The organism is Rhizobium sp. N122, assembly GCF_002211295.1.
GTDB lineage: Bacteria > Pseudomonadota > Alphaproteobacteria > Rhizobiales > Rhizobiaceae > Rhizobium.
In genome coordinates, this window is sequence record NZ_LOKU01000006.1 from 53,740 (window position 1) to 74,778 (window position 21,039).

21 protein-coding genes and 1 pseudogene are annotated in these 21,039 nt (G+C 62.4%); 9 read left to right on the forward strand and 13 right to left on the reverse strand.

Features of this window, described 5'->3' with window-relative positions; translation table 11 throughout:
- Positions 1 to 33: 33 nt before the first annotated feature.
- Both ATY75_RS05995 and ATY75_RS06000 read right to left on the reverse strand, forming a co-directional pair.
- Positions 34 to 456, reverse strand: a complete 423-nt coding sequence (locus ATY75_RS05995; RefSeq protein WP_088936820.1) for a type II toxin-antitoxin system VapC family toxin — start codon at positions 454 to 456, stop codon at positions 34 to 36.
- Positions 453 to 707, reverse strand: coding sequence for a type II toxin-antitoxin system Phd/YefM family antitoxin (locus ATY75_RS06000; RefSeq protein ID WP_064842023.1), 255 nt, complete (start codon positions 705 to 707; stop codon positions 453 to 455). The genes ATY75_RS05995 and ATY75_RS06000 overlap by 4 nt, the downstream gene beginning before the upstream one ends.
- Positions 708 to 886: 179 nt before the next feature.
- Here ATY75_RS06000 and ATY75_RS06005 point away from each other — a divergent pair, with 179 nt between their 5' ends.
- Positions 887 to 1,798 carry an acetamidase/formamidase family protein gene (locus tag ATY75_RS06005; protein WP_088936821.1) on the forward strand — a complete coding sequence of 304 codons (912 nt, stop codon included), beginning with the start codon at positions 887 to 889 and terminating at the stop codon, positions 1,796 to 1,798.
- A gap of 28 nt (positions 1,799 to 1,826) precedes the next feature.
- Here the strand turns inward: ATY75_RS06005 and ATY75_RS06010 are convergent, their stop codons facing one another.
- Together ATY75_RS06010 and ATY75_RS06015 are read right to left on the reverse strand one after the other, a co-directional pair.
- Complete coding sequence (locus tag ATY75_RS06010) at positions 1,827 to 2,729, reverse strand: proline iminopeptidase-family hydrolase (RefSeq protein WP_088936914.1); 903 nt, start codon at positions 2,727 to 2,729, stop codon at positions 1,827 to 1,829.
- Between the two features lie 61 nt (positions 2,730 to 2,790).
- A complete protein-coding gene (locus tag ATY75_RS06015; protein WP_088936822.1) occupies positions 2,791 to 3,588 on the reverse strand; it encodes a LuxR family transcriptional regulator in 798 nt (265 codons plus the stop codon).
- Positions 3,589 to 3,715: 127 nt separating this feature from the next.
- Here ATY75_RS06015 and ATY75_RS06020 point away from each other — a divergent pair, with 127 nt between their 5' ends.
- The 5 genes from ATY75_RS06020 to ATY75_RS06040 are packed head-to-tail and all read left to right on the forward strand — an operon-like array spanning position 3,716 to position 9,675.
- The gene (locus ATY75_RS06020; RefSeq protein WP_088936823.1) at positions 3,716 to 4,606 is read left to right on the forward strand and encodes a proline iminopeptidase-family hydrolase; all 891 of its coding nucleotides are present in this window, start codon (positions 3,716 to 3,718) and stop codon (positions 4,604 to 4,606) included.
- Positions 4,607 to 4,657: 51 nt separating this feature from the next.
- Positions 4,658 to 5,596: an ABC transporter permease gene (locus ATY75_RS06025; RefSeq protein ID WP_064842030.1), complete on the forward strand. Its 939-nt coding sequence runs from the start codon at positions 4,658 to 4,660 to the stop codon at positions 5,594 to 5,596.
- The gene (locus ATY75_RS06030; RefSeq protein ID WP_088936824.1) at positions 5,593 to 6,441 is read left to right on the forward strand and encodes an ABC transporter permease; all 849 of its coding nucleotides are present in this window, start codon (positions 5,593 to 5,595) and stop codon (positions 6,439 to 6,441) included. Before ATY75_RS06025 ends, ATY75_RS06030 begins: the two co-directional genes overlap by 4 nt.
- A complete protein-coding gene (locus ATY75_RS06035; RefSeq protein WP_088936825.1) occupies positions 6,438 to 8,141 on the forward strand; it encodes an ABC transporter ATP-binding protein in 1,704 nt (567 codons plus the stop codon). Before ATY75_RS06030 ends, ATY75_RS06035 begins: the two co-directional genes overlap by 4 nt.
- A 19-nt stretch (positions 8,142 to 8,160) precedes the next feature.
- Positions 8,161 to 9,675, forward strand: a complete 1,515-nt coding sequence (locus ATY75_RS06040) for an ABC transporter substrate-binding protein (protein WP_088936826.1) — start codon at positions 8,161 to 8,163, stop codon at positions 9,673 to 9,675.
- Positions 9,676 to 9,752: 77 nt separating this feature from the next.
- Here the strand turns inward: ATY75_RS06040 and yghU are convergent, their stop codons facing one another.
- From yghU to ATY75_RS06080, 8 genes are all read right to left on the reverse strand, one after another.
- Entirely contained in the window at positions 9,753 to 10,628 is an 876-nt protein-coding gene (yghU, locus tag ATY75_RS06045) for a glutathione-dependent disulfide-bond oxidoreductase (RefSeq protein WP_088936827.1), read from the reverse strand.
- Between the two features lie 157 nt (positions 10,629 to 10,785).
- Positions 10,786 to 11,865, reverse strand: a complete 1,080-nt coding sequence (gene ugpC / locus ATY75_RS06050; RefSeq protein ID WP_088936828.1) for a sn-glycerol-3-phosphate ABC transporter ATP-binding protein UgpC — start codon at positions 11,863 to 11,865, stop codon at positions 10,786 to 10,788.
- Positions 11,866 to 11,886: 21 nt separating this feature from the next.
- On the reverse strand, positions 11,887 to 12,267 hold the full coding sequence (locus tag ATY75_RS06055; RefSeq protein ID WP_088936829.1) for a cupin domain-containing protein: 381 nt from the start codon (positions 12,265 to 12,267) through the stop codon (positions 11,887 to 11,889).
- 14 nt (positions 12,268 to 12,281) lie between these two features.
- Positions 12,282 to 13,373, reverse strand: coding sequence for a Gfo/Idh/MocA family oxidoreductase (locus tag ATY75_RS06060; protein WP_088936830.1), 1,092 nt, complete (start codon positions 13,371 to 13,373; stop codon positions 12,282 to 12,284).
- Between the two features lie 2 nt (positions 13,374 to 13,375).
- Positions 13,376 to 14,203, reverse strand: coding sequence for a carbohydrate ABC transporter permease (locus tag ATY75_RS06065; protein ID WP_088936831.1), 828 nt, complete (start codon positions 14,201 to 14,203; stop codon positions 13,376 to 13,378).
- The gene (locus ATY75_RS06070; RefSeq protein ID WP_088936915.1) at positions 14,200 to 15,135 is read right to left on the reverse strand and encodes a sugar ABC transporter permease; all 936 of its coding nucleotides are present in this window, start codon (positions 15,133 to 15,135) and stop codon (positions 14,200 to 14,202) included. Before ATY75_RS06070 ends, ATY75_RS06065 begins: the two co-directional genes overlap by 4 nt.
- A 59-nt stretch (positions 15,136 to 15,194) precedes the next feature.
- Positions 15,195 to 16,448, reverse strand: coding sequence for an extracellular solute-binding protein (locus tag ATY75_RS06075; RefSeq protein ID WP_088936832.1), 1,254 nt, complete (start codon positions 16,446 to 16,448; stop codon positions 15,195 to 15,197).
- A 92-nt stretch (positions 16,449 to 16,540) separates the two neighbouring features.
- Positions 16,541 to 17,194, reverse strand: a complete 654-nt coding sequence (locus ATY75_RS06080; RefSeq protein ID WP_088936833.1) for a GntR family transcriptional regulator — start codon at positions 17,192 to 17,194, stop codon at positions 16,541 to 16,543.
- 131 nt (positions 17,195 to 17,325) lie between these two features.
- Between ATY75_RS06080 and ATY75_RS06085 the strand changes: the two genes are divergently transcribed.
- Together ATY75_RS06085 and ATY75_RS06090 are read left to right on the forward strand one after the other, a co-directional pair.
- Positions 17,326 to 18,537 (forward strand): Tm-1-like ATP-binding domain-containing protein, encoded by a 1,212-nt coding sequence (locus ATY75_RS06085; protein WP_088936834.1) that lies wholly within the window; start codon positions 17,326 to 17,328, stop codon positions 18,535 to 18,537.
- Entirely contained in the window at positions 18,534 to 19,358 is an 825-nt protein-coding gene (locus ATY75_RS06090) for a phosphoenolpyruvate hydrolase family protein (protein WP_064842059.1), read from the forward strand. The genes ATY75_RS06085 and ATY75_RS06090 overlap by 4 nt, the downstream gene beginning before the upstream one ends.
- A gap of 69 nt (positions 19,359 to 19,427) precedes the next feature.
- Here ATY75_RS06090 and ATY75_RS06095 read toward each other — a convergent pair.
- Positions 19,428 to 20,295 (reverse strand): annotated as a pseudogene (locus ATY75_RS06095) (DUF1932 domain-containing protein).
- A 210-nt stretch (positions 20,296 to 20,505) separates the two neighbouring features.
- Here ATY75_RS06095 and ATY75_RS06100 point away from each other — a divergent pair.
- Positions 20,506 to 20,973, forward strand: a complete 468-nt coding sequence (locus ATY75_RS06100; RefSeq protein WP_064842064.1) for a universal stress protein — start codon at positions 20,506 to 20,508, stop codon at positions 20,971 to 20,973.
- The last annotated feature ends 66 nt before the right edge of the window (positions 20,974 to 21,039 follow it).

Genomic DNA, 21,039 nt, shown 5'->3' on the forward strand with positions numbered 1-21,039 from the left:
CGACCGGGCCTAAAATCATGCTGTTCTAAGGCATCAACCTTGCCACGGATCCAGCACGACAACGCCCGCGCCTTCGAAATCCCGGACATTGCGCGTAACCACGGTCAACCCGAGAACCAAGGCGGTTGCGGCAATCAGGGCATCGGCTTCGTTGCGCCGATCCGGAATATGCAGATGCGCGCAGCGTGTGGCGATCGCGTCGTCGATCGACAGGATACGGCCGGCGAATGCCGGCCGCACCTGATTTTCCAGCCACGCACGCAGGCGAGCGCCCTGCGCCGCATCGCGGCGCTGCACGCCGAGTATTCCACGCTCCAGTTCCAGGATGGTGATGGCGGAGATGCATAAGCTCGGCGTATCTTGCGCGCCGGCCCAGGCAACGACATTGGCAACGGCCTTGCCGTCTCCGACCTTCCGCAATTCGGAAACTACATTGGTATCCAGCAAATATTTCAGGATAGATCGACCCCGCGCGGGGCGATCTCTACACGAGGCGGGTCGAAGTCGATATCCGACAAACCAGGCATGGAGAGAGCATCGATAAGGCTGCGGCGCTTGCCGGTGAGACGCTCGAATTCGTCATACGTCATCAACACATGGGATGGCTTCCCACGATCCGTAATGATGACCGGACCATTTTGCGCCGCCTTCTTTGCCCTGCTCACATCGTGATTGAGTTCGCGGCTGGAAAGACTTGTCACGTTCATAACGCATCTCCATGTAGGTACTTACCTACATATAGTATTCGGAGGAGGAATGGCAAGATCAGATAACATGCTCTCGGGCGTGTTGGCTTCGCAGATAATCTCTGATCTAGTCGCGACTCTCCGCCGGGCGGCCCCGCTGCGGCCTCATGGCATTCGAAACGAGCGAGAGCTGTATTCTCATGACCACGCACCGCTTCATCCCGACGACCTTTCACAATGTTATCGGCTCGCTTCCGCCGGCGCTGCATATCGCCAGTGGCGACACGGTGGTCACGGAGACGCTGGATGCCGCCGGGCATGACAAGGACGGCGTCAGGCAGGCGCCCCGCGGCAATCCCATGAACGGCCCGATCTTCGTGGAAGGTGCCGAGCCCGGGGATGCGCTGAAGGTCGAGATCGTCAGCATGATCCCGACCAGGGACACGGGGTTTACCCGCAGCATCGTCGCCGCCAACGTGGTCGATCCCGAGACGGTGCGTGACCTGCCGCCGCGCGATATCGCCATCTGGGCGATCGACCGCGAGGCCTTGACCGTCCGGCTTTCCGAGCCGGTTGCAGGCCTGGAAAATTTCGTTCTGCCGCTCGCCCCGATGATCGGCTGTTTCGGCGTGGCGCCCAGCCTCGGCCAGGCGATATCGACCGCGACCAGCGGTGAATATGGCGGCAACATGGACTATCGGCTATTCGGTCCCGGCTCGACCGTTCGTTTCCCGGTATCGGCTCCCGGCGCTCTGTTCTTTCTCGGCGACTGCCATGCCGTGCAAGGGGATGGCGAGATCGTCGGCACCGGCATCGAGACCACATTTGAAGTCACCGTGCGGCTGACGGTGGAAAAGAAGGCCGGGCTGGTCTGGCCACGCGGCGAAACCGCGGAAGACATCTTCACCATCGGCAATGCCCGTCCCCTCGATCAGGCGCTTCAACATGCGACCAGCGAAATGCTGACTTGGCTGGCCTCGGATTACGGCCTCGACAGGACGGCGGCAAGCCATCTGCTGGGCCAAGTGGTGCATTACGATGTCGGCAACGTCTTCGATCCGGCCTATACGATGGCCTGCCGCGTCGCCAAGAAATGGCTGGTTCGTCGATAGGCGGTCGCCGCGACCGGCAGCGCTTTTCTCAATCGTGCCGCGACAGAAAGCCGGAAACGGTGGCCAGGCAAAGCTGCTTTTCCTCGACATGCGGCATATGGCTGGAATTTTCGAACAGCACCCATTCGCAGCCGGGGACGCGTTCGAGATAGGGCCTTACCACCAGGGGTGTCGCCTCGTCGTATTTTCCCGAGATCAGCAGCGTCGGGGCTTCGATGCGGTCGAGCCTGTTCTCGATCGTCCAGTCCTTCATCGTGCCGATGACGTGAAATTCGGTCGGTCCGTTCATGTTGCGGTAGACGGTGTTGTCCTCGTCCATGATCGCGAAGGTCCGCGCCACTTCCGGCGGCCACGGCACCACCCGGCAGACATGGCGGTCATAAAAGACGCGCGAAGCGGCGATATAATCCGGATCGGTCAGGCTTCCCGCCTGTTCGTACTGCAGCAACGTATCCTGCACCTCTTTCGGCAGTTCTCGCCTCAGCCGGTTCGCTTCCGAAACCCATGTATGCATGTTGGCCGGCGAATTGGCGATGACGAGCGCCTTCAGGCCTTGCGGCCGGCGCACCGCATGTTCGGCGCCGAGCATGCCGCCCCAGGACTGGCCGAGAAAGGCATAACGATGCTGGATGCCGAGATGAGCAAGCAGCGCGTTCAGCTCTTCGAGAAAGAGGTCGACCGTCCAGAACTTCGGGCCCTTTTCGGGAAGCCGGGTGGAATTGCCGTTGCCGAGCTGGTCGTAATGGATGACCGGGCGGCCGTCGAGGGCGGCGATATCCTTGAAGGAATCGACATAATCATGCGTGCAGCCAGGCCCGCCATGGGCGACGACGAGCGGCAGCTTGCCGCTCTCCAGCGAGCCGGTGATGCGATACCAGGTGCGATAGTCGCGAAACGGCAGGTAGGCTTCGGTGGTCGCGACTTCGGTCACAGGCGTCTCCATCTTTCGTCAGTCGGAGACCATAACGCGACGGTCGTGGTGACGGCAGCTATCACAAGTTATAGGGTGGCCAGGCCTGGGTCGGCCGGTCTTCGAGCAGGCGGTAATGGGTGGCGCGCACCACGGCCTGGGTGCGGTTGCGGGCGCCGAGTTTCTTTGCCGCGGCGTTCAGATGCATCACGACGGTCGGCACCGAACGGCCGATGATGCGGGAAATTTCCTTGGCGGAATGGCCTTCCGCCGAATGGCGCAGACATTCGCGTTCCCGCTCGGTCAGGCGAATCGTGCCGACGCTCTTTGCGCGTATGTCGAAAAGCGGATAGGCGGTCTCGTGGAAGACATGGGCCAGCAGGTTGAAGTCGGCGATATAGCGCAATGCATGCCGTTCGAAATCGTTGTTTCCACCGAAGCGGATACCGGTGACGGTCGCATAGTCGCCGCGTGGCATGTGAACGGGCACGGTGACGCCGGTCGACATGTCGCGTTCGCTCAGATAGCGCGTCACCGGCGCGGTATCGTCGTTCATGAAGCGATTGATCGGCGTGTCGGCATTCGTATCGTAGTTCCAGAAGAACGGCGCCGAGGTGCGCAGCGCCACCTGCTGCACCGGATCGATGCGGAAATAACCGCGATCGAACCAATAGTCGTGCATGTCGTCCGAGATGTTCCTGAGCTTCAGCAGCGACGGTATCATGATCGCGCCGTCGAGATCGTAGGGCACCGGCGTATAGTCGTAGATCAGCGCCTCGAAGCCGATCCGCTGCATGGCCTCGAAGGCTTGGTCGATCCGGCCGTCCAGCGTTTCATGCGCGGTGAACTGCCGTCTGATCGTTCCGATATCGTCAAGCATGGCTGCTCCGGTTTCGACGTGGTGCCCGACCCTATCACTTCTTATAGCTGGCACGGAACGCGATTTGCGGTAAAAAATTAACCACGCCCAAATATTGAGCAAGTGAAACCTTCTGCCGGAGCGATCAATGTGGCGGGAAATACAGCCGGACGAGCGATTCGAGATCGATGTCGATGGCTATCGCGTCGTTGCCTACAGCTTCGGAAGCGGCAGCGAGACGGTTTTCTGCCTGAACGGCGGACCGGGTCTGCCCTGCGATTACCTGCGCGAGGCGCATTCCTGTCTTGTCGACAAGGGCTATCGCGTCGTCGCTTTCGATCAGCTCGGCACCGGCGCCTCCGACCGGCCGGACGATCTTTCGCTCTGGACGATCGGGCGTTACGTCGAGGAGACGGAGACCGTGCGCAAGGCGCTGGGGCTCGGCACGGTCCACATGCTCGGGCACTCCTGGGGCGGGTGGCTGGCGATCGACTATGCACTGACCTATCCAGAGAATTTGAAGACGCTGATCCTTGAGGACACCGTCGCCGACATGCCGCATCTGATCTCGGAACTGGAACGGCTGCGTGCAGCGCTCGGTCCCGAGACCGTTTCGATGATGCAGAAACACGAGGCGCAGGGGACCTACGATCACCCGGAATATCTCGCTGCCGTCACCATTCTCAACTACCGCCATGTCTGCCGTCTGCCGGAATGGCCGGCGCCGGTGCGCCGCTCGCTCGACGATTGGAACATGGCGCCCTATGCGACCATGCAGGGGCCGAACGAATTTCTCTATACCGGCAACCTCAAGGACTGGAATCGCATCGCCGATCTGCCGCGGCTGACGCTGCCGGTGCTGATCACGACGGGAGAGCATGACGAGCTGACGCCGGCCTGTGCGCTGAGGATGAAGCTTGCGCTGCCGAATGCCGAGCTCAAGCTATTTGCCAATGCCAGCCACATGCCGTTTTATGAGAACCCGCAGGACTATTATCCGGCGCTTCTCGGTTTCCTCGCCCGGCACAAGGCAGCCTGATGCAGATGAAAGCGGCTCAAACCCGAGGAAGACAGAGGGGCGATCGCCGTCATGCATCGCTATAAATTCGTTCTGACGCGGCCGCTCCAGTTCCTGCCGGTCATTTTCGGCATCAGCGTCATCACGTTCATTCTGGTCCGGCTGATCCCCGGCGATCCTGCACGCAACATCCTCGGCACGCGCGCGACGCCGGCAGCCCTTGCCAGCATACGCGCCCAATACGGCCTCGATCAGCCGATGTGGCTGCAATATCTCTATTTCCTCAAGAATCTCGCCAATGGCGAGATGGGCAAATCGATCCTCTACAAGATCGACGTGCTGAAGCTGATCGTCACCCGCATCGAGCCGACGCTGGCGCTCGTCGTCTCCAGCGTCGTGCTGTCGGTCCTGATCGCGGTGCCGATGGCGGCGATCGCCGCGCGCAATGCCGGCCGGGCGCCGGACCATGCGGTGCGCATCGTCTCGACCCTCGGCATCGGTTTCCCGCCCTTCTGGCTGGGGCTGATGCTGATCATCCTGTTCAGTGTCGAACTCGGCGTGCTGCCGGTTTCGGGCTATGGCGCGACGATCGGCGAGAAGCTGTCGCATCTGGTGCTGCCGAGCCTGACGGTCGCCCTGTCGCTCTCGACCGTGCTGACGCGCAGCCTGCGGGCGGCGATGATCGAGCAGCTGAAATCGGATGTGGCGACCGCGGCGCGCGCCCGCGGCATGCCAGAGGGGATCGTCTTCTGGCGGCATGTGCTGCCGAATTCGCTGGTGCCGACGATCAACCTGCTTGCCGTCAATATCGGCTGGCTGATCGGCGGCAGCGTCGTGGTCGAGACCGTCTTTGCGCTGCCCGGCATGGGGCAGCTGCTCGTCAGGGCGATCTTTTCGCGCGACTACATGGTGGTCCAGGGCGTCGCCATGGTCTTTGCCTGCGCCACCGTGCTCATCAATTTTATCGCCGACATCGTCACCGTCACCGTCGATCCCAGGGTGACGCTATGAGCATCGAGGCGATCGCCCCTGCCCCCGCCTGGCGCCGGCTCTTCGGCCGGCGGCCGATGCTTGCCGTCGGGGCCGGCCTGCTGCTGTTCTTCGTGCTGCTGGCGATCGCCGCGCCTGTTATCGCGCCTTACGACCCGATCCTGCAGAACGCCGAGGTGCGCCTGCAGGCGCCTTCCTTGCTGCATCCGTTCGGCACCGACAATTTCGGCCGCGATATTCTCTCCCGCGTCATCTGGGGCGCGCGCCTCGACCTGCAGATGGCACTGATCGGCGTCATCTTCCCCTTTCTGATCGGCACGATCGTGGGCACGATCGCCGGCTTCTTCGGCGGCATCGTCGATGCGCTGTTCATGCGCCTCGTCGATATCATTCTCGCCTTCCCCTTCCTCGTGCTGATGCTGTCAATCATCGCCATCCTCGGCCCCGGCCTCGGCAGCTTCTACATCGCCATGGCGCTGGTCGGCTGGGTCTCCTATGCACGGCTGATCCGGGCGCAGATGCTGGTGCTGAAAAGCAGCGATTATGCCGTTGCCGCCGTCAGTCTCGGCTTCAGCCGCTCGCGCATCATGTTCCGCCACCTGCTGCCGAACGCGATCGCCGGTTCGATCGTCTTTTCGATGTCCGATGCGACGCTGGTGCTGCTCAGCGGCGCCGCCGTCAGCTATCTCGGCCTCGGCGTTCAGCCGCCGATCGCCGAATGGGGCGTCATGGTCGCGGAAGGGCAGAGTTTCATCACCACCGCCTGGTGGATCACGCTGTTTCCCGGCCTCTCCATCGTCTGCCTTGCCTTCGGCTTCAGCATGCTGGGGGATGCTTTCGGCGAATTGCTGGGGGTGCATGAATGAGCGGCGCCGTGCTCTCCGTCCGTGATCTCACCGTCCGCGCCCATCTCGATTCCGGGCCGCGCACGCTGCTCGATGCGGTCTCGCTCGATCTCGGCAAAGGCGAGATCCTCGGTCTCGTCGGCGAGAGCGGCTCGGGCAAAAGCCTGTTCTGCCGGTCGCTGGTGCGCCTGCTGCCCTCCTCGCGGCTGAAGATCGAAAGCGGGAGCGTGCTGCTCGACGGGCGCGACCTGATGCGGATCGGCGACGGCGAGATGCTGCAGGTGCGCGGCGGCGAGATCGGCATGATCTTCCAGAACCCGACCAGCCATCTCGACCCGGTGATGCGGATCGGCGATCAGATCGCCGAGGGCATCCGCTATCACCAGGGCATCGGTGCCCGCGAGGCCCGCGCTGCCGCAACGGAGATCCTGGCGCAGGTCGGCTTTCCCGATCCGAAGCGCCAGTACGACAGCTATCCGCACGAATTTTCCGGCGGCATGCGGCAGCGGGCGATGATCGGCGTGGCGCTGTCCTGCAACCCGAAGATCCTGATCGCCGACGAGCCGACGACGGCGCTCGACGTGACCATCCAGGCGCAGATCCTGCGGCTATTGCTGGAGATTCGCGACCGGCGCGGCCTGTCGATCATTCTGATCACTCACGATCTCGGCATCGTCGCCCAGACCTGCGACCGCATCGCCGTGCTGCGCGGCGGCAAGCTCATCGAAGAGGGGCCGAAGCGGACGATCCTGGCGCGGCCGCAGCACCCCTATACGATCAACCTGATCAACAGCCACCCTTCCCTGCCGGGCGAGATATCAGCGCCGCCGCTGGACATTGCCGAGGCCAGCCGGCCGGCGAGGCCATTGCTCGAAATCGACGATCTCCACGTGCGTTTTAGCGCCGGCGGCAGCCGGTTCAAAGGCGGCGCCAGGACGGTCAGCGCCGTGGCCGGCGTCAGCCTGCAGATCATGCCCGGCGAGACTGTCGGCATTGTCGGGGAATCCGGCAGCGGCAAGAGCACGCTTGCCCGCGCCGTGCTCGGCCTGACGCGGCTTTCCTCCGGCCACGTCACGTTCGACGGCGTCGATCTCGCCCTGCAGAAAAGCGCCGGCCTCGCAAAACTCAGGCGCGAGACGGCGATGGTCTTCCAGGATCCCTACAATGCGCTCAATCCGCGGCTGACGATCGGGCAGATGCTCGCCGAAGTGCTGAAAGTACAGGGCAAGGTGGCGAAGGCCGATATTCCGGCAAGGATCGGCGAACTGCTCGATCTGGTCGGCCTCGACCGCGAATTCGCCGGCCGCAAACCGCGCAGCATGAGCGGCGGCCAGTGCCAGCGGGCCGGCATCGCCCGCGCGCTCGCCGTCGACCCGAAGCTGATCATCGCCGACGAATGCGTCGCCGCCCTCGACGTCACCATCCAGGCGCAGATCGTCGAGCTCTTCCGTGAACTGACGGCGAAGATGAACCTCACGCTGATCTTCATCGCCCATGATCTGGCGATCGTCCGCAACCTCTGCGAACGCGTCGTCGTGATGTATCGCGGTGAGATCGTCGAGCAAGGCCGATCCGAAGAGGTCTTTGCGCGGCCGAGACATGCCTATACGGCGTCGCTGATCGCCGCCATTCCCGACATCGATCCTGACAAGCCGCTGCTGCAAGACGCCGGCGGTAAGGACGATCGGCAATCGCTCCAATCCATCAAACGCATGCCATAACAACGAAGGGAACGAATTCATGACAAACAGGTGGAAATCAATCGGGCTCGCAGCCTTGCTCGCCGGCCTGACGCTCAGCGCGAGCTATGCCGAGGCCGCCGGTGTGCTCACCATCGGCCGCCGCGAGGATTCGACGACGTTCGATCCGATCAAGACAGCCCAGAACATCGACAACTGGGTGTTCTCCAACGTCTACGACGTGCTGATCCGCGTCGACAAGACGGGCACCAAGCTGGAGCCGGGCCTTGCCGAAAGCTGGACCGCTTCGGATGACGGGCTGTCCTACACCCTCAAGATCCGTGACGCGAAATTTTCCGACGGTTCGCCGCTGACGGCGGAGGATGCGGCCTACAGCCTGTTGCGTATCCGCGACGATGCCGCCTCGCTGTGGAGCGATTCCTACAAGGTGATCGACACGGCGGTCGCGACCGACGCGCATACGCTGACGATCAAGCTCAAGAATCCGTCCGCGCCGTTCCTGTCGACGTTGGCGCTGCCGAATGCCTCCGTCATCTCCAAGAAGGGCATGGAATCGCTCGGGTCCGACGCCTATGGCGAAAAGCCGATCGCATCTGGCGCCTTCACCGTCGACGAATGGCGGCGCGGCGACCGGGTCATCCTGAAGAAGAACCCGAATTTCTGGCAGGCCGACCGCGTCAAGCTCGACGGCGTCGAGTGGATCTCGGTGCCCGACGACAATACCCGCATGCTGAATGTCCAGGCCGGCGAACTGGATGCGGCGATCTTCGTGCCTTTTTCCCGCGTCGAGGAACTGAAGAAGGACCCGAACCTCAACGTCGATATCGACGCTTCCACCCGTGAGGATCATCTGCTGATCAACCATGCGCATGGCGCACTCGGCAAGAAGGAAGTCCGCCAGGCGCTGGATCTGGCGATCGACAAGAAGGCAATCGTCGATACCGTCACCTTCGGCCAGGGCACGGTCGCCAATTCCTACATTCCGAAGGGGGCTCTCTATTATTACGCCGATAATCTGCAGCGACCTTATGATCCCGCCAAGGCCAAGGAGTTGCTGGCCGCGGCCGGCGCTTCCGACCTGACGCTGAATTATCTGGTGCGCGCCGGCGACGAAGTCGACGAACAGACGGCCGTGCTGGTGCAGCAGCAGCTGCAGAAGGCCGGCATCACCGCCAACCTGCAGAAGGTCGATCCGAGCCAGGAATGGGACATGATCGTTGCCGGCGACTATGACGTCTCGGTCAACTACTGGACCAACGACATTCTCGATCCGGACCAGAAGACCACCTTCGTGCTCGGCCACGATTCCAACAACAATTATGCGACCAACTACAAGAACGAGGCGGTGAAGGAGCTCGTCGCCAAGGCCCGTCTCGAGCTCGACCCGAAGAAGCGCGAAGCGATGTATGTCGATCTGCAGAAGATGGCCAAGGACGACGTCAACTGGATCGACCTTTATTACAGCCCCTATATCAACGTCTCGCGCAAGAATATCGAGAACTTCTACCAGAACCCGCTCGGCCGGTTTTTCCTGGAGGATACTGTGAAGAACTAAGTTCCGGCAGCGTGCAAATGCTCCGTCGCCGTAAAGGCGGCGGAGCATCGTTTATGGCTGCGACACGTGCCGCTTGCTTACTCGGCGGCCGCGAGCTTGTCCTGCGTCCTGGTGTCGAAGTCGCTGGCGTCGTGGCGCTCGTGCAACTGGCTCGAAGGGTCGCCGGAGAGGCGGTTGACCATCCGGCCGCGCTGCACCGCCGGACGGCTGAAGATCGCGTCGGCCCAGCGCAGCACGCTCTTATAGTCCTCGACCTGCAGGAACTCGGCTGCCCCGTAGGTCCAGCCCTTGACCAACCCGCCATACCACGGCCAGACGGCAATGTCGGCGATCGTATAATCGCTGCCTGCCAGATATTCGCTTTCGGCGAGGCGGCGATCGAGCACGTCGAGCTGGCGCTTCACCTCCATGGCGAAGCGGTCGATGGCATATTCGATCTTCGTCGGGGCATAGGCATAAAAATGGCCGAAGCCGCCGCCGAGATAGGGGGCGCTGCCCATCTGCCAGAACAACCATGACAGGCATTCGGCGCGAGCCGCCGGCTCGATCGGCAGGAAGGCGCCGAACTTTTCGGCGAGATAGGTGAGGATGGCCCCGGATTCGAAGACGCGGATCGGCGTTTCGCCGCTGCGATCCATCAGCGCCGGGATTTTCGAGTTGGGATTGACAGCGACGAAGCCGCTGCCGAACTGGTCGCCATCGCCGATCCTGATCAGCCAGGCGTCGTACTCGGCACCGCCATGGCCAAGCGCCAACAACTCCTCGAGCATGATGGTGACCTTCTGGCCGTTCGGCGTGCCGAGCGAATAAAGCTGCAGCGGATGACGGCCGATCGGAAGCTCCTTCTCATGCGTCGGCCCTGCGATCGGGCGATTGATGCTGGCGAACTGGCCGCCATTCGCCTTGTTCCAGGTCCAGACCTTCGGGGGGATATAATCGGAAGAACCGCTCATCTTTCAAACTCCGGGCATTGGTCGGATCGAGCACGGCGCCTCGTTGGGCAGCCTGCATTTTTCCTGACATAGCAGAGGCGATGAGGGTTTGTCACAGGTGTCAGAGCTGTTTCACGCAATCGTCAGAGTCTTGGCAAAGCTGAAGAAAACGACAGCGTCAGGCGCTCGCTTCGGAAAGGCGCCTGCCCGTCGCGGCCGAAAACAGATGTTCGCCGGCCGCACGCAAGGTGAAGCGGATCGTGTCGCCGGGCTTTATCGCGATACGCTCGCGAAACAGCATATTGACATTTTCTTCGCCGATCCGGGCGACAACCTGTGTCTCTGCCCCAGTCGGCTCGACGACGACGATCTTCGCCGGTGTGCCCTCCTCGGCGATGACGAACTGTTCCGGCCTGATGCCGTAGATCAGTTCCTCGCCGGGATCGGCCGTGCCGGGACGCAGCGATAGCGGCATGGCGACGCCGCTGTCGCTGCGGAAGATCGAGGGGGCGTCGGCCTGGATACGGCCCTTGAGCAGGTTCATCGCCGGCATGCCGATGAAACCGGCGACGAAGGTGGTCGCCGGGCGGTCGTAGATTTCCAAAGGCGTTCCGATCTGCTCGACGATGCCGTCACGCATCACGACGATGCGATCGGCCATGGTCATCGCCTCGGTCTGGTCGTGGGTGACATAGACGGTGGTGATCTTCAGCCGCTGGTGCAGTTCCTTGATCTCGGCGCGCATGGCAACCCGCAGTTTGGCGTCGAGATTGGAAAGCGGCTCGTCGAAGAGAAACACTTTCGGATCGCGCACGATGGCGCGGCCCATGGCGACACGCTGGCGCTGACCACCCGAGAGATGGCGCGGATGGCGATAGAGATAAGGTTCGAGCGCCAGGATTCTGGCGGCGGACTGTACGCGGCGGCCGATCTCGTCCCGGGCCGTGCCGCGCAGCTTCAGCGAGAAGCCCATATTTTCGGCCACCGTCAGATGCGGATAGAGCGCGTAACTCTGGAACACCATGGCGATGTCCCGTTCCTTCGACGGCAGCTCGTTGACCATTCGGCCATCGATTGAAAGCCGGCCTTCCGAGATCGTTTCGAGGCCGGCGATCATGCGCAGCAGTGTGGACTTGCCGCAGCCGGAAGGGCCGACCAGCACGATGAATTCGCCATCGTCGATATCGACGTCGACGCCGTGGATGACAGGCAGAGTGCCGTAGGATTTGCGGATGTTGTGAAGCGCGATCGACGCCATGATATTTTCCTCAGACTACGCTCAGGCCGCGCCTTCGCCTTCATGATTGACCGCCGTCCTGGTGCCGGAGGAAAACATGATCAGGGCGAAGAGCGGTTCGGTGCCAAGCGCGCGCGCCCAATGGCGGACATTGCGGGGAATGCGGATCGCGTCGCCGGCTTCGAGCCGGTAAAGGGCGTCGCCGAGCTTGTGCTCACAAAGGCCGGAAACGACGTAGAGAATCTCCTCGCAATCGGGATGCGAGTGCAGCTGGTTGCGCTCGCCGGGATTAATGCGGCAGGTGCCGAAGGTCATCTCGGTGCCGGGCGTGCGGTCGCCGGTAATCTTCCAGTTGAGTTCGCCCCATGTGGTCGGCATGAATTCGCCGCCGGCTTTCCTGAAAATAATGTCGGTTTCGCTCAAGACTGTCTCCCGGGTCAGAGATGGGTGGTGACGCCGGCATCCGTGCGTCGGTAGAATTCGAAAAGTTTCATGATCTCTCGGGCGATTTCGAGCGTGCCCCGGGTGATCGATGTGCCGGAAAGGATCGCATCGGTCAGATGCAGGATCTCGGGCACATAGCCGAGATAGAAGAGGTTATTGTTGTAGAGCTGGCCGAGCGAATGCTCCGGCTCGTAGGTGAGCGCCGCATTCTCGTCCGGCTGAATGAAGCTTGCGGCGCGGCCATAGGACGGCAGGTCCGCCTTGCGGAAATAAGTCAGCCGGCTGCCGTTTTCGACGATGGCGTTGGCGCCCTCGCCGATGATCTCGACCCGTTCGAAGATGCTGCCGCCGGATTGGCCGGCGGCCAGGTGCAGCGTGCCGATCGCGCCGGAGCGGAAGCGCAGGCTGGTGACGGTGGCGCCGGTCAGCGCTTCCCATTCATAACTGGCGCGGTCGACCTCGCCGCCGAGGAAATTGAGGATCGCCCCGGGATGATAGATGTGATCGAGGAAGCTCTGCATCCTGACGAGATCGTCGCGCTCTTCCGGTTTCGGCAGGCTCTGGGGATAACGGACATTGATCGAAGTCAGCCTGCCGAAACCGGGCGAGCCGATCAGATCCTTGAGTTTCTCGATCGTCGGAAAGAAGGTCTTCTTGAGCCCGGTCATGACCATGCGGCCGGCCGCGGCACTTGCCGCCCGCAACCTTTCGATATCCTCAAGGCTTGCCGCCGTCGGCTTCTCCATCCAGACATGCGCGCCTGCGGCCAGCGCGTCGAGCGCCAGGTCGGTCGCCTGCACCCGGCCGTCGGGATGATAGGCGGTGACGAGAAAGACCAGCTCCGGTCTTTCCTGTTCGAGCATATCACGGTGATCGGTATAGGCTTTGCCGGCGCCGAAAAGCTTGGCGAATTTTTCGGCGCGGGAAAGATCGAGATCGCAGATGCCGGCAAGCTCGACCGGGGCATAACGCAGCGCCGGATAGACATTGCGGTAGGCATGGCCGCCGGCGCCGATGAAGCAGGCCTTGATACGGTGATCGAATTCGAAATTGTAGCGGATTTCCCGCTGGACGTGATGCGACATGGTCAGCCCTTAATTGCTCCCTGCGTCAGCCCCTCGGTGAAGCGGCGCTGCATCAGGATGTAGAGAAGAATGATCGGCAGGAACGAAATGACGGTGCCCGAGAAGACCAGGCGGTAATCGGAAGCATAGGTGCTGGCGAAACGAACCAACCCGAGCGGCAGCGTCTGTACCTCGGGGCTGATCAGCACGATCAGCGGCAGGAAGAAATCGTTCCAGGTGGAGAGCGCGCTGATGATGACGAGCGCCTGCACGGCGGGCGTCGAGATCGGCAGAAAGACCTTGGTGAGGATCTGGATATGCGATGCGCCGTCGATCTTGGCGGCCTCGATCAGATCATCCGGCACGCCGATGAAGAAGCTCCGCATGAGAAAGATGCCGAAGGGAATGCCGTTGCTGACCTGCACCAGCACGATACCAGCCAGCGTGTTGACGAGGTTCAGCCCGAAGAGCACCTGGTAGAGCGGGATGACGATCGCCTGGACCGGCACGGTGAGGCCGAGGATGAAGGCGTAGAACAGCCATTCCCGGCCGGGAAAGCGGATCTTGGCGAGCGCATAACCGGCCGGCGCGCAGGTGATCAGCGATAGGACGACGACGCCGACAAGGTTGATGATGCTGTTGCCGACGAGGTCGCCGAAGCCGCCGATCTGCCAGGCGTCCAGATAGTTCCGCCACATCAGGTCGGCGGGCCAGGTGAAGGGGTCGGCCCGGCCGATCTCGGCCTCAGTCTTGAAACTCGAGACCAGCAGCCAGGCGAAGGGGGCGAGGATCAGGATCAGAACAGGGGTCAGCGCCAGCGCCACCGGCCATTCGCGATTGCGCACACTCATTGGGAAAGCCTCGCGCGCCAGCGGTTGAAGACGATGGTGATGGCAATGGCCAGAAGGCTGAGCAGGATGCAGAGCACTGCCGCAAGTCCGTGATCCTGGGACTGGAAGGCAAGCCGGTAAATATAGGTGGTGACCAGTTCGCTCTGGTAGAACGGCCCGCCATTGGTCATGACGAAAACCGTGGCGAAGCCTTTCAGGCCGTTGATCATCGCCAGCGAAACGACGAAGGTCGTCACCTCGCGAAGCCCCGGCAGCGTCACATGGATCAGCTTCTGGAAGCCGTTGGCGCCGTCCACCTCAGCCGCATCGTAGAGCGACCGGTCGATATTCTGCAGGCCGGCAATGAAGAGCAGCATGTAGAGGCCGAAACCCTGCCAGGAGCTTGCGAGATTGACGGAAAAGAGCACCAGCGCCGGATCGGAAAGCCAACCCTGCGTGAAGGCGCCAAGCCCGATCCGCGTCAGCGCCGTATTCATGAGGCCGAAAAACGGATCGTAGATATTGGCCCAGATGACGCCGACCACGGCCAGCGACACCAGATGCGGCAGGAAGAACGCGGTGCGGAAGAAGACCTGGGTGATCCTGAGCCGGCTGACGGCAAGTGCCAGCAGCAGGCCGAGCCCGCCCGCCATCACCACGTGATAGGCCAGCCAGACGAAGGTATGGACCAGGCTCTTCCAGACGATCGGGTCATGCGCCGCCTTGGCATAATTGCCGAAGCCGATGAAGCTCGCGGAAGTGTTGAACCCGGCCGAGCTGTTGAAGCTCAGCCAGAATGTGGCGGCGATCGGCAACAGCGTGAAGACAGCATAGAGGCCGAGCGCCGGCGCCATCAGCCAGAACGCGGTGCCGGCATCGCCGTCGGGTGAGGCGGACCTGGCCGTCCGGCGTTTGGACATACGGGCGGACAGGCCGCCCGTATGTCCCGCCACGGCAGGTGCATCCCTGAGAGGAGCCACGACCTTGCTTCCGGGCGTTTCTGGAATGACCACTATTTCGCCTCTGCCATTTTGGCCTGGATCTGCTTCATGCCTTCCTCGCCGCCGATCTGGCCGGAGATCAGGCCCTGGATGACCTGGAAATAGGTGTCGAGCACGGTGCCCGGCAGATAGACGCTCGGATTGTAGCCCACGCCGCCGGCCGCGGCCGCGAAGATATCCTTGAGCACTGGCGTCGGAGGTTCGACGCCGGGGATTTCGCGCGGATAGATCATCGTGCTTGCCGGATCCTGGGCGCGTTTCTTCATCACCGCGTCCGACAGCATGAAGTCGATCCATTTCATCGCGAGTTCCGGCTGCTTGGAGTTGACGGGCACCAGCCAGCTCCAGCCGACGCCGCCGGTCGGCATCGCCGCGCCCTTGATGTCGGAAGGCATCGGCGCATAGCCGGCATTGGCGAGGTCATAGCCTGCCTTGCGGGCATTGGCGGTGAACCAGGGGCCGGCGACGAACATGGCCGCGCGTTTGTTGAACCAGAGGCGCGAGGCGCCGTCGAGATCGAGGCCCGCCATCTCTTTCTTGATGTCGCCGGCTTCGACCAGCTTCTGCAGCCGGATGGCGCCGGCGGCGACCGCGGGATCGTCCCAGGCGATCTCGCGGCGCAAGGCCTTGCCGATCACTTCTTTGCCGCTCGCCGATTGCAGCAGGTTGCCGAAGAGGTGACCGGCGCTGCCTGTTGTGCGCGGACCGATGGCGATAGGCTGCAGGCCGGTCTCCTCGATCGATTTCATCAGCGCTTCGAATTCGCTCCAGTTCGCCGGGATCTTCCAGCCGGCCTGCGCGAAAAGATCCTTGTGGTACCAGATGCCAAGCGCGTCGAGACCATCGGGAACCTCATAGATCTCGCCGCCGAACTGGCCCTTCAGCTCGGCGTAGAGCCAGGGGTAGATCTGGTCTTTCCAGCCGCGCTTTTCATATTGCTCGGTGAGCGGCATGACCTGCTTGGCGTTCTTGACGACGCTGATGCGGCCGATGCCCGAGTTGGTGAGGACCACGTCGGGACCGGCATCCGACTGGATCGCCGCCTGCACCGCGCCGTTGCTGATCGTGCCGGTCGGCGGCATGAATTCGACGGTCACACCGGGATTGGCCTTTTCGAAATCGGCCTTGATACCGTTCCAGAGCTGAGCGACCAGCGGTTCGGTGATCTGTTCCGGCCCCCACATCTTCAGGGTTTCGGCATCTGCCGGTGAGCTTACGGCGATCATCGCCGCCAGTGCCGTGCCGCGGGCAAGAAATTTCAGCATTGTCCCTCCTCCGGGCCGCTCCTCGGCCCATGTTTTTCGGCCCATGTTTTTCGATTGTTGAAGGAGACCTCCCTCTCCTTCATGTCCTTTGGCTAGCTCTTCTGGAATCGCGCCATCACGGCCTGCTGGACGTCACTGATATGCGCGTGCATCAGCGCCTTGGCGCGGGCAATGTCGCGCGCCCGGAAAGCCTGCAGGATCTGATCGCGCTCTTCGGCTGCCCTTTCGGCCAGATCGCGGCTCTCATTGGCGATCGAGCGGCAGATTTGGATCTGCAGCGCCAGCCGCGCCAGTGTTTCGATCAGCGGCAGACTTCCGGAAAGCTCGGCGATGGTCTCGTGAAATTCCTTGTCGCGAATGCCGTAGGTTTCCATGTCGCCGCGGCGGAGTGCCGCCACCGCCTCGTCCAGGATGCGCTCGAAGCCGGCGATGTGCCGGTCGCTCATCTGCGGAACGGCGAGTTCGACCGCGAAACATTCGAGCGTCTTGCGCAGATTATAGAGGTCATCGATCTCCTTCGGCGTGAAGCTGCGCACGAAGAAGCCGCGATAAGGCTTGATCTCGATCAGCCCTTCCTTGGCGAGCGTGCCGATTGCCTCGCGGAACGGTGTGCGGCTGACCTGCAGTCGTTCGGTCAATTCCCTTTCATCGATCGAGACGCCGCTCGGCAGCTCGCCGGAGACGATCAGCCGAACGATTTCCTCGTAGATGCGCTCGCGAAGGGTGAGGTGGCGCGGTGCGTTCATGGTCTCCATTTCCGTCTGGTCATCGTGATTTAAGTATGCAATATGCGAAATAATATACAATATGGAAAATACAAAAACTTGGAATTTTATCGGGAATGCACAGGGGAAGACTAGAAAGAGGAGGAGAAACAATGGGAAAGGTCTATATCGTCGGCACCTGCGACACCAAGGGCGCCGAGCTGAATTACGCCAAGGAGGTGGTACATCGGGCCGGCACCGGTGCCGTGCTGGTCGATGTCGGCACGCTTGGGGAGGATGCCGACGCCGATATCCGGGCGCGCGACGTCGCTGAATTTCATCCCGAGGGTGCGGCGGCCGTGCTTGGGCAAACCGATCGGGGAACGGCGGTCTCGGCCATGGCCAAGGCGCTGACGGCCTTCCTGAGATCACGCGGCGACATCGGAGCCGTCCTCGGCCTTGGCGGAACCGGCAACACCGCGCTCGTGACCGAGGCGATGCGCGCGCTTCCGATCGGCCTGCCGAAACTGATGGTCTCGACGGTCGCCTCGGGCAATGTCGCGCCCTACGTCGGACCGAACGATCTGACAATGATGTATTCGGTCGTCGATGTCGCCGGCCTCAATGCGATCTCGCGCAGGGTGATCGGCAATGCGGCGAACGCGGCGGCCGGCATGGCCCGCAATCCGATCGCCGCTTCGCGTGATGATCGGCCGGGCATCGGCATGACCATGTTCGGTGTCACCACGCCTTGCGTCACCGAGATGCGCCAGCTGCTCGGCGAAACGCATGAAATCTACGTCTTTCATGCGACCGGCGTCGGCGGCCAGTCGATGGAGAAACTGGTCGATTCCGGTCTGCTGCAGGGCGTGATCGACGTGACGACGACGGAGGTTGCCGATCTTCTGATCGGCGGCGTATTTCCGGCGACCGAAGATCGCTTCGGCGCCGTCATCCGCACCGGCCTGCCCTATGTCGGCTCGGTCGGCGCCGTCGACATGGTGAATTTCGGCGCCCGCGAAACCGTGCCGGCGCCTTTCCGCGACCGCAGGCTTCACGTCCACAATGCGCAGGTGACGCTGATGCGCACCACGCCGGATGATAATAGCCGGATCGGCGCTTTTATCGTCGAACGACTGAACCGGATGCAAGGCCCGGTCCGCTTCCTGCTGCCGCTTCAAGGCGTTTCGGCCATCGATGCCGCCGGCCAGCCCTTCCACGATCCGGACGCCGATGCCGCACTGTTTTCAGCCATCCGCAGCGGCTGGCGCGATGCGGAAAACAGACGCCTCATCGAGATCGACGCCCATATCAACAGCCCGGAATTCGCCGCCGCACTCGTTGCCAACTTCCACGACATCCATGCCTCCAGGAGAGAGTTTTGACCCGTATCGACAGAAACGCCATTTTGAACAAGCTTCGCCGCAAGATCTCCGAGGGCCGGCCGATCATCGGCGGCGGCGCCGGCACCGGCCTTTCGGCCAAGAGCGAGGAGGCCGGCGGCATCGATCTGATCGTGATCTACAATTCCGGTCGTTACCGCATGGCCGGGCGCGGCTCGCTGGCAGGCCTGCTCGCCTATGGCAATGCCAATGAAATCGTCAAAGAGATGGGCCGCGAGGTTCTGCCGGTCGTGCGCCACACGCCGGTGCTGGCCGGCGTCAACGGCACCGATCCCTTCATGCTGCCCGATTTCTTCCTCGACGAGTTGAAGGCGATGGGTTTTGCCGGCATCCAGAACTTTCCCACCGTCGGGCTGATCGATGGCACCTTCCGCGCCAATCTCGAAGAAACCGGCATGGGCTTCGATCTCGAGATCGATATCATCGCCCGCGCCAACGCCAAGGACATGCTGACGACGCCCTATGTCTTCAGTGCCGAGGACGCCATTGCCATGACCCGGGCCGGCGCCGATATCGTCGTCTGCCATCTCGGCTTGACCACGGGGGGCGCGATCGGCGCCGAAACGGCGCTGACGCTCGACGGATGCGTGGAGAAGATCAACGCATGGACGGATGCCGCCAGATCCGTGCGCGACGACGTCATCGTGCTCTGCCATGGCGGCCCGATCGCCATGCCGGCGGACGCCGCCTATGTGCTCGCCCGCTGCAAGGGGTGCAACGGCTTTTACGGTGCAAGCTCGATGGAGCGGTTGCCGACCGAAGTCGCGATTCGGGCGCAGGTCGAGGATTTTGCAAAGATTTAGGCGCGGCTCGGACCGGCCGTACACCAGTTGCCGGCGCCTCCGATGTGGGGCGCCGGCAGAGTACAGAGACTATGGCATGACCATTGCACCGGCGGTTTCCGTGGAGCCGAGGATCTCGTTCAGCTGCCTGACCAGCATACGGTCGCCTTCAACGTCGTCGGCCAGCCTGGAGAAAACGTCAGCCATGCCCCGAAAAACCGTCGCAGCCGGATCATCCTCTCCCAGGAAATCGGCGATCTCCTGCATTTCGGCGACCCAGCGATAGGCTTTCGGATACATGTCGGGAATGGATTTCGACAGCTTGCGGTCGACATCGGGGAGACTTCCAGTGAGTTCGGCCTTCAGGCTTTCGGCAGCACCCGCGCGCGATGCGGCAAGCAGCATCGCCGCGCCGAGGCCTGTAAAGCCCTTTGTTGATGCCGGCATAGCACATCTTCAGCGCCGAAGCCGCGCCGAGCGGCCCATCGAGCCTGCGGACCTTGAGGCCGTAATCTTCGAGCAGCCTGCTTTGCTCCGCGCTATCACCGCTGACATAGAGGGTCGGACCTGGTTTGCCGGGAGCCGGCGGCCCGCCGATGATGGCGCCGTCCAGCACTTCCACAGTGGTGCCGCCGAACCGTGCCGCCAATGCCTGCATGGTTTTCGGCGCAATCGCGTTGAGGTCGATGAAAGGCGGCGGCGCCGGCAATCCCGACGATATGTCGGCGACGAACTCGGCAACCCCGATCGCTTCCGCCGGCGGAACGATCGACAGGACGAGTGCGGCCTTCGCCAGATCCTGCCTGCCGACCGGCACCATGTCGGCGGCCTCAGCCCGTGCAATCGTCTGCTCGCTACGGCCTTCGAGACAGGTCAGCACCGTGGCGCCATGGTCGATCAGTCGTTTGGCGACAGCGCTTCCCATGGCGCCCGCTCCGATAATAGCAAAATCCGGCATGTGAACCTCAATGGTATGACGGCAATGCATGAGAGCTATGGCCGATCGGGCCGCCGTCAACTGCGACAGTCGGCGACCTCTGGTCTTGAGGGGGCGTTTCCGCCGCGCCGATGGGTCGTTGCGCATTTCTGTTTGATTTTGGTCAAAGCAGACACCGTCGATACGAGTATCGTGGGGGCGGCTAACTGTATTCTCAGGACATGGATCTCAATGTATCGGACGATCATCTGCGGCATCGGCATGGGTTCCAGGCAAACGGCAAACCGCCTGTTGCGCCGGGCGGCGGCGCTGGTGGAGGAAGGCGGAAACATCGTCGTCGTGCACGTCATCGAAAATATCCCGCACCGTCACCTGATGGAGCTTCCCGAGGAATTCGAAACGACTGCCATCGCCGACGCGGAAAGGAAACTCGCCGCGCTCTGCAAGGAGCTCGGGATTCCGGCGACGATCGAGGTTCGCGTCGGCACGGCCGCCTCCCTGCTCGTCGCGGTCGCCAGGGAGACGTCGGCCGACCTTATTCTGCTGTCATCGCATGCGCGCGATATCACCGACTACATCTTCTCCTCGATCGTCGACAAGGTCGTGCGCCACGCCGGATGCTCTGTTCTCATCGATCGGCGTTTCGATCGCAGGCACTCCGGCTCGGAATCGCAAGCGGAAGACACAGCACTGCTCTAGTTGGCTTCGAAGACCGGCATGCGGCCTCCCCTCCCCGCCGGCGGCTTGAGAGACTATATCTCTGGT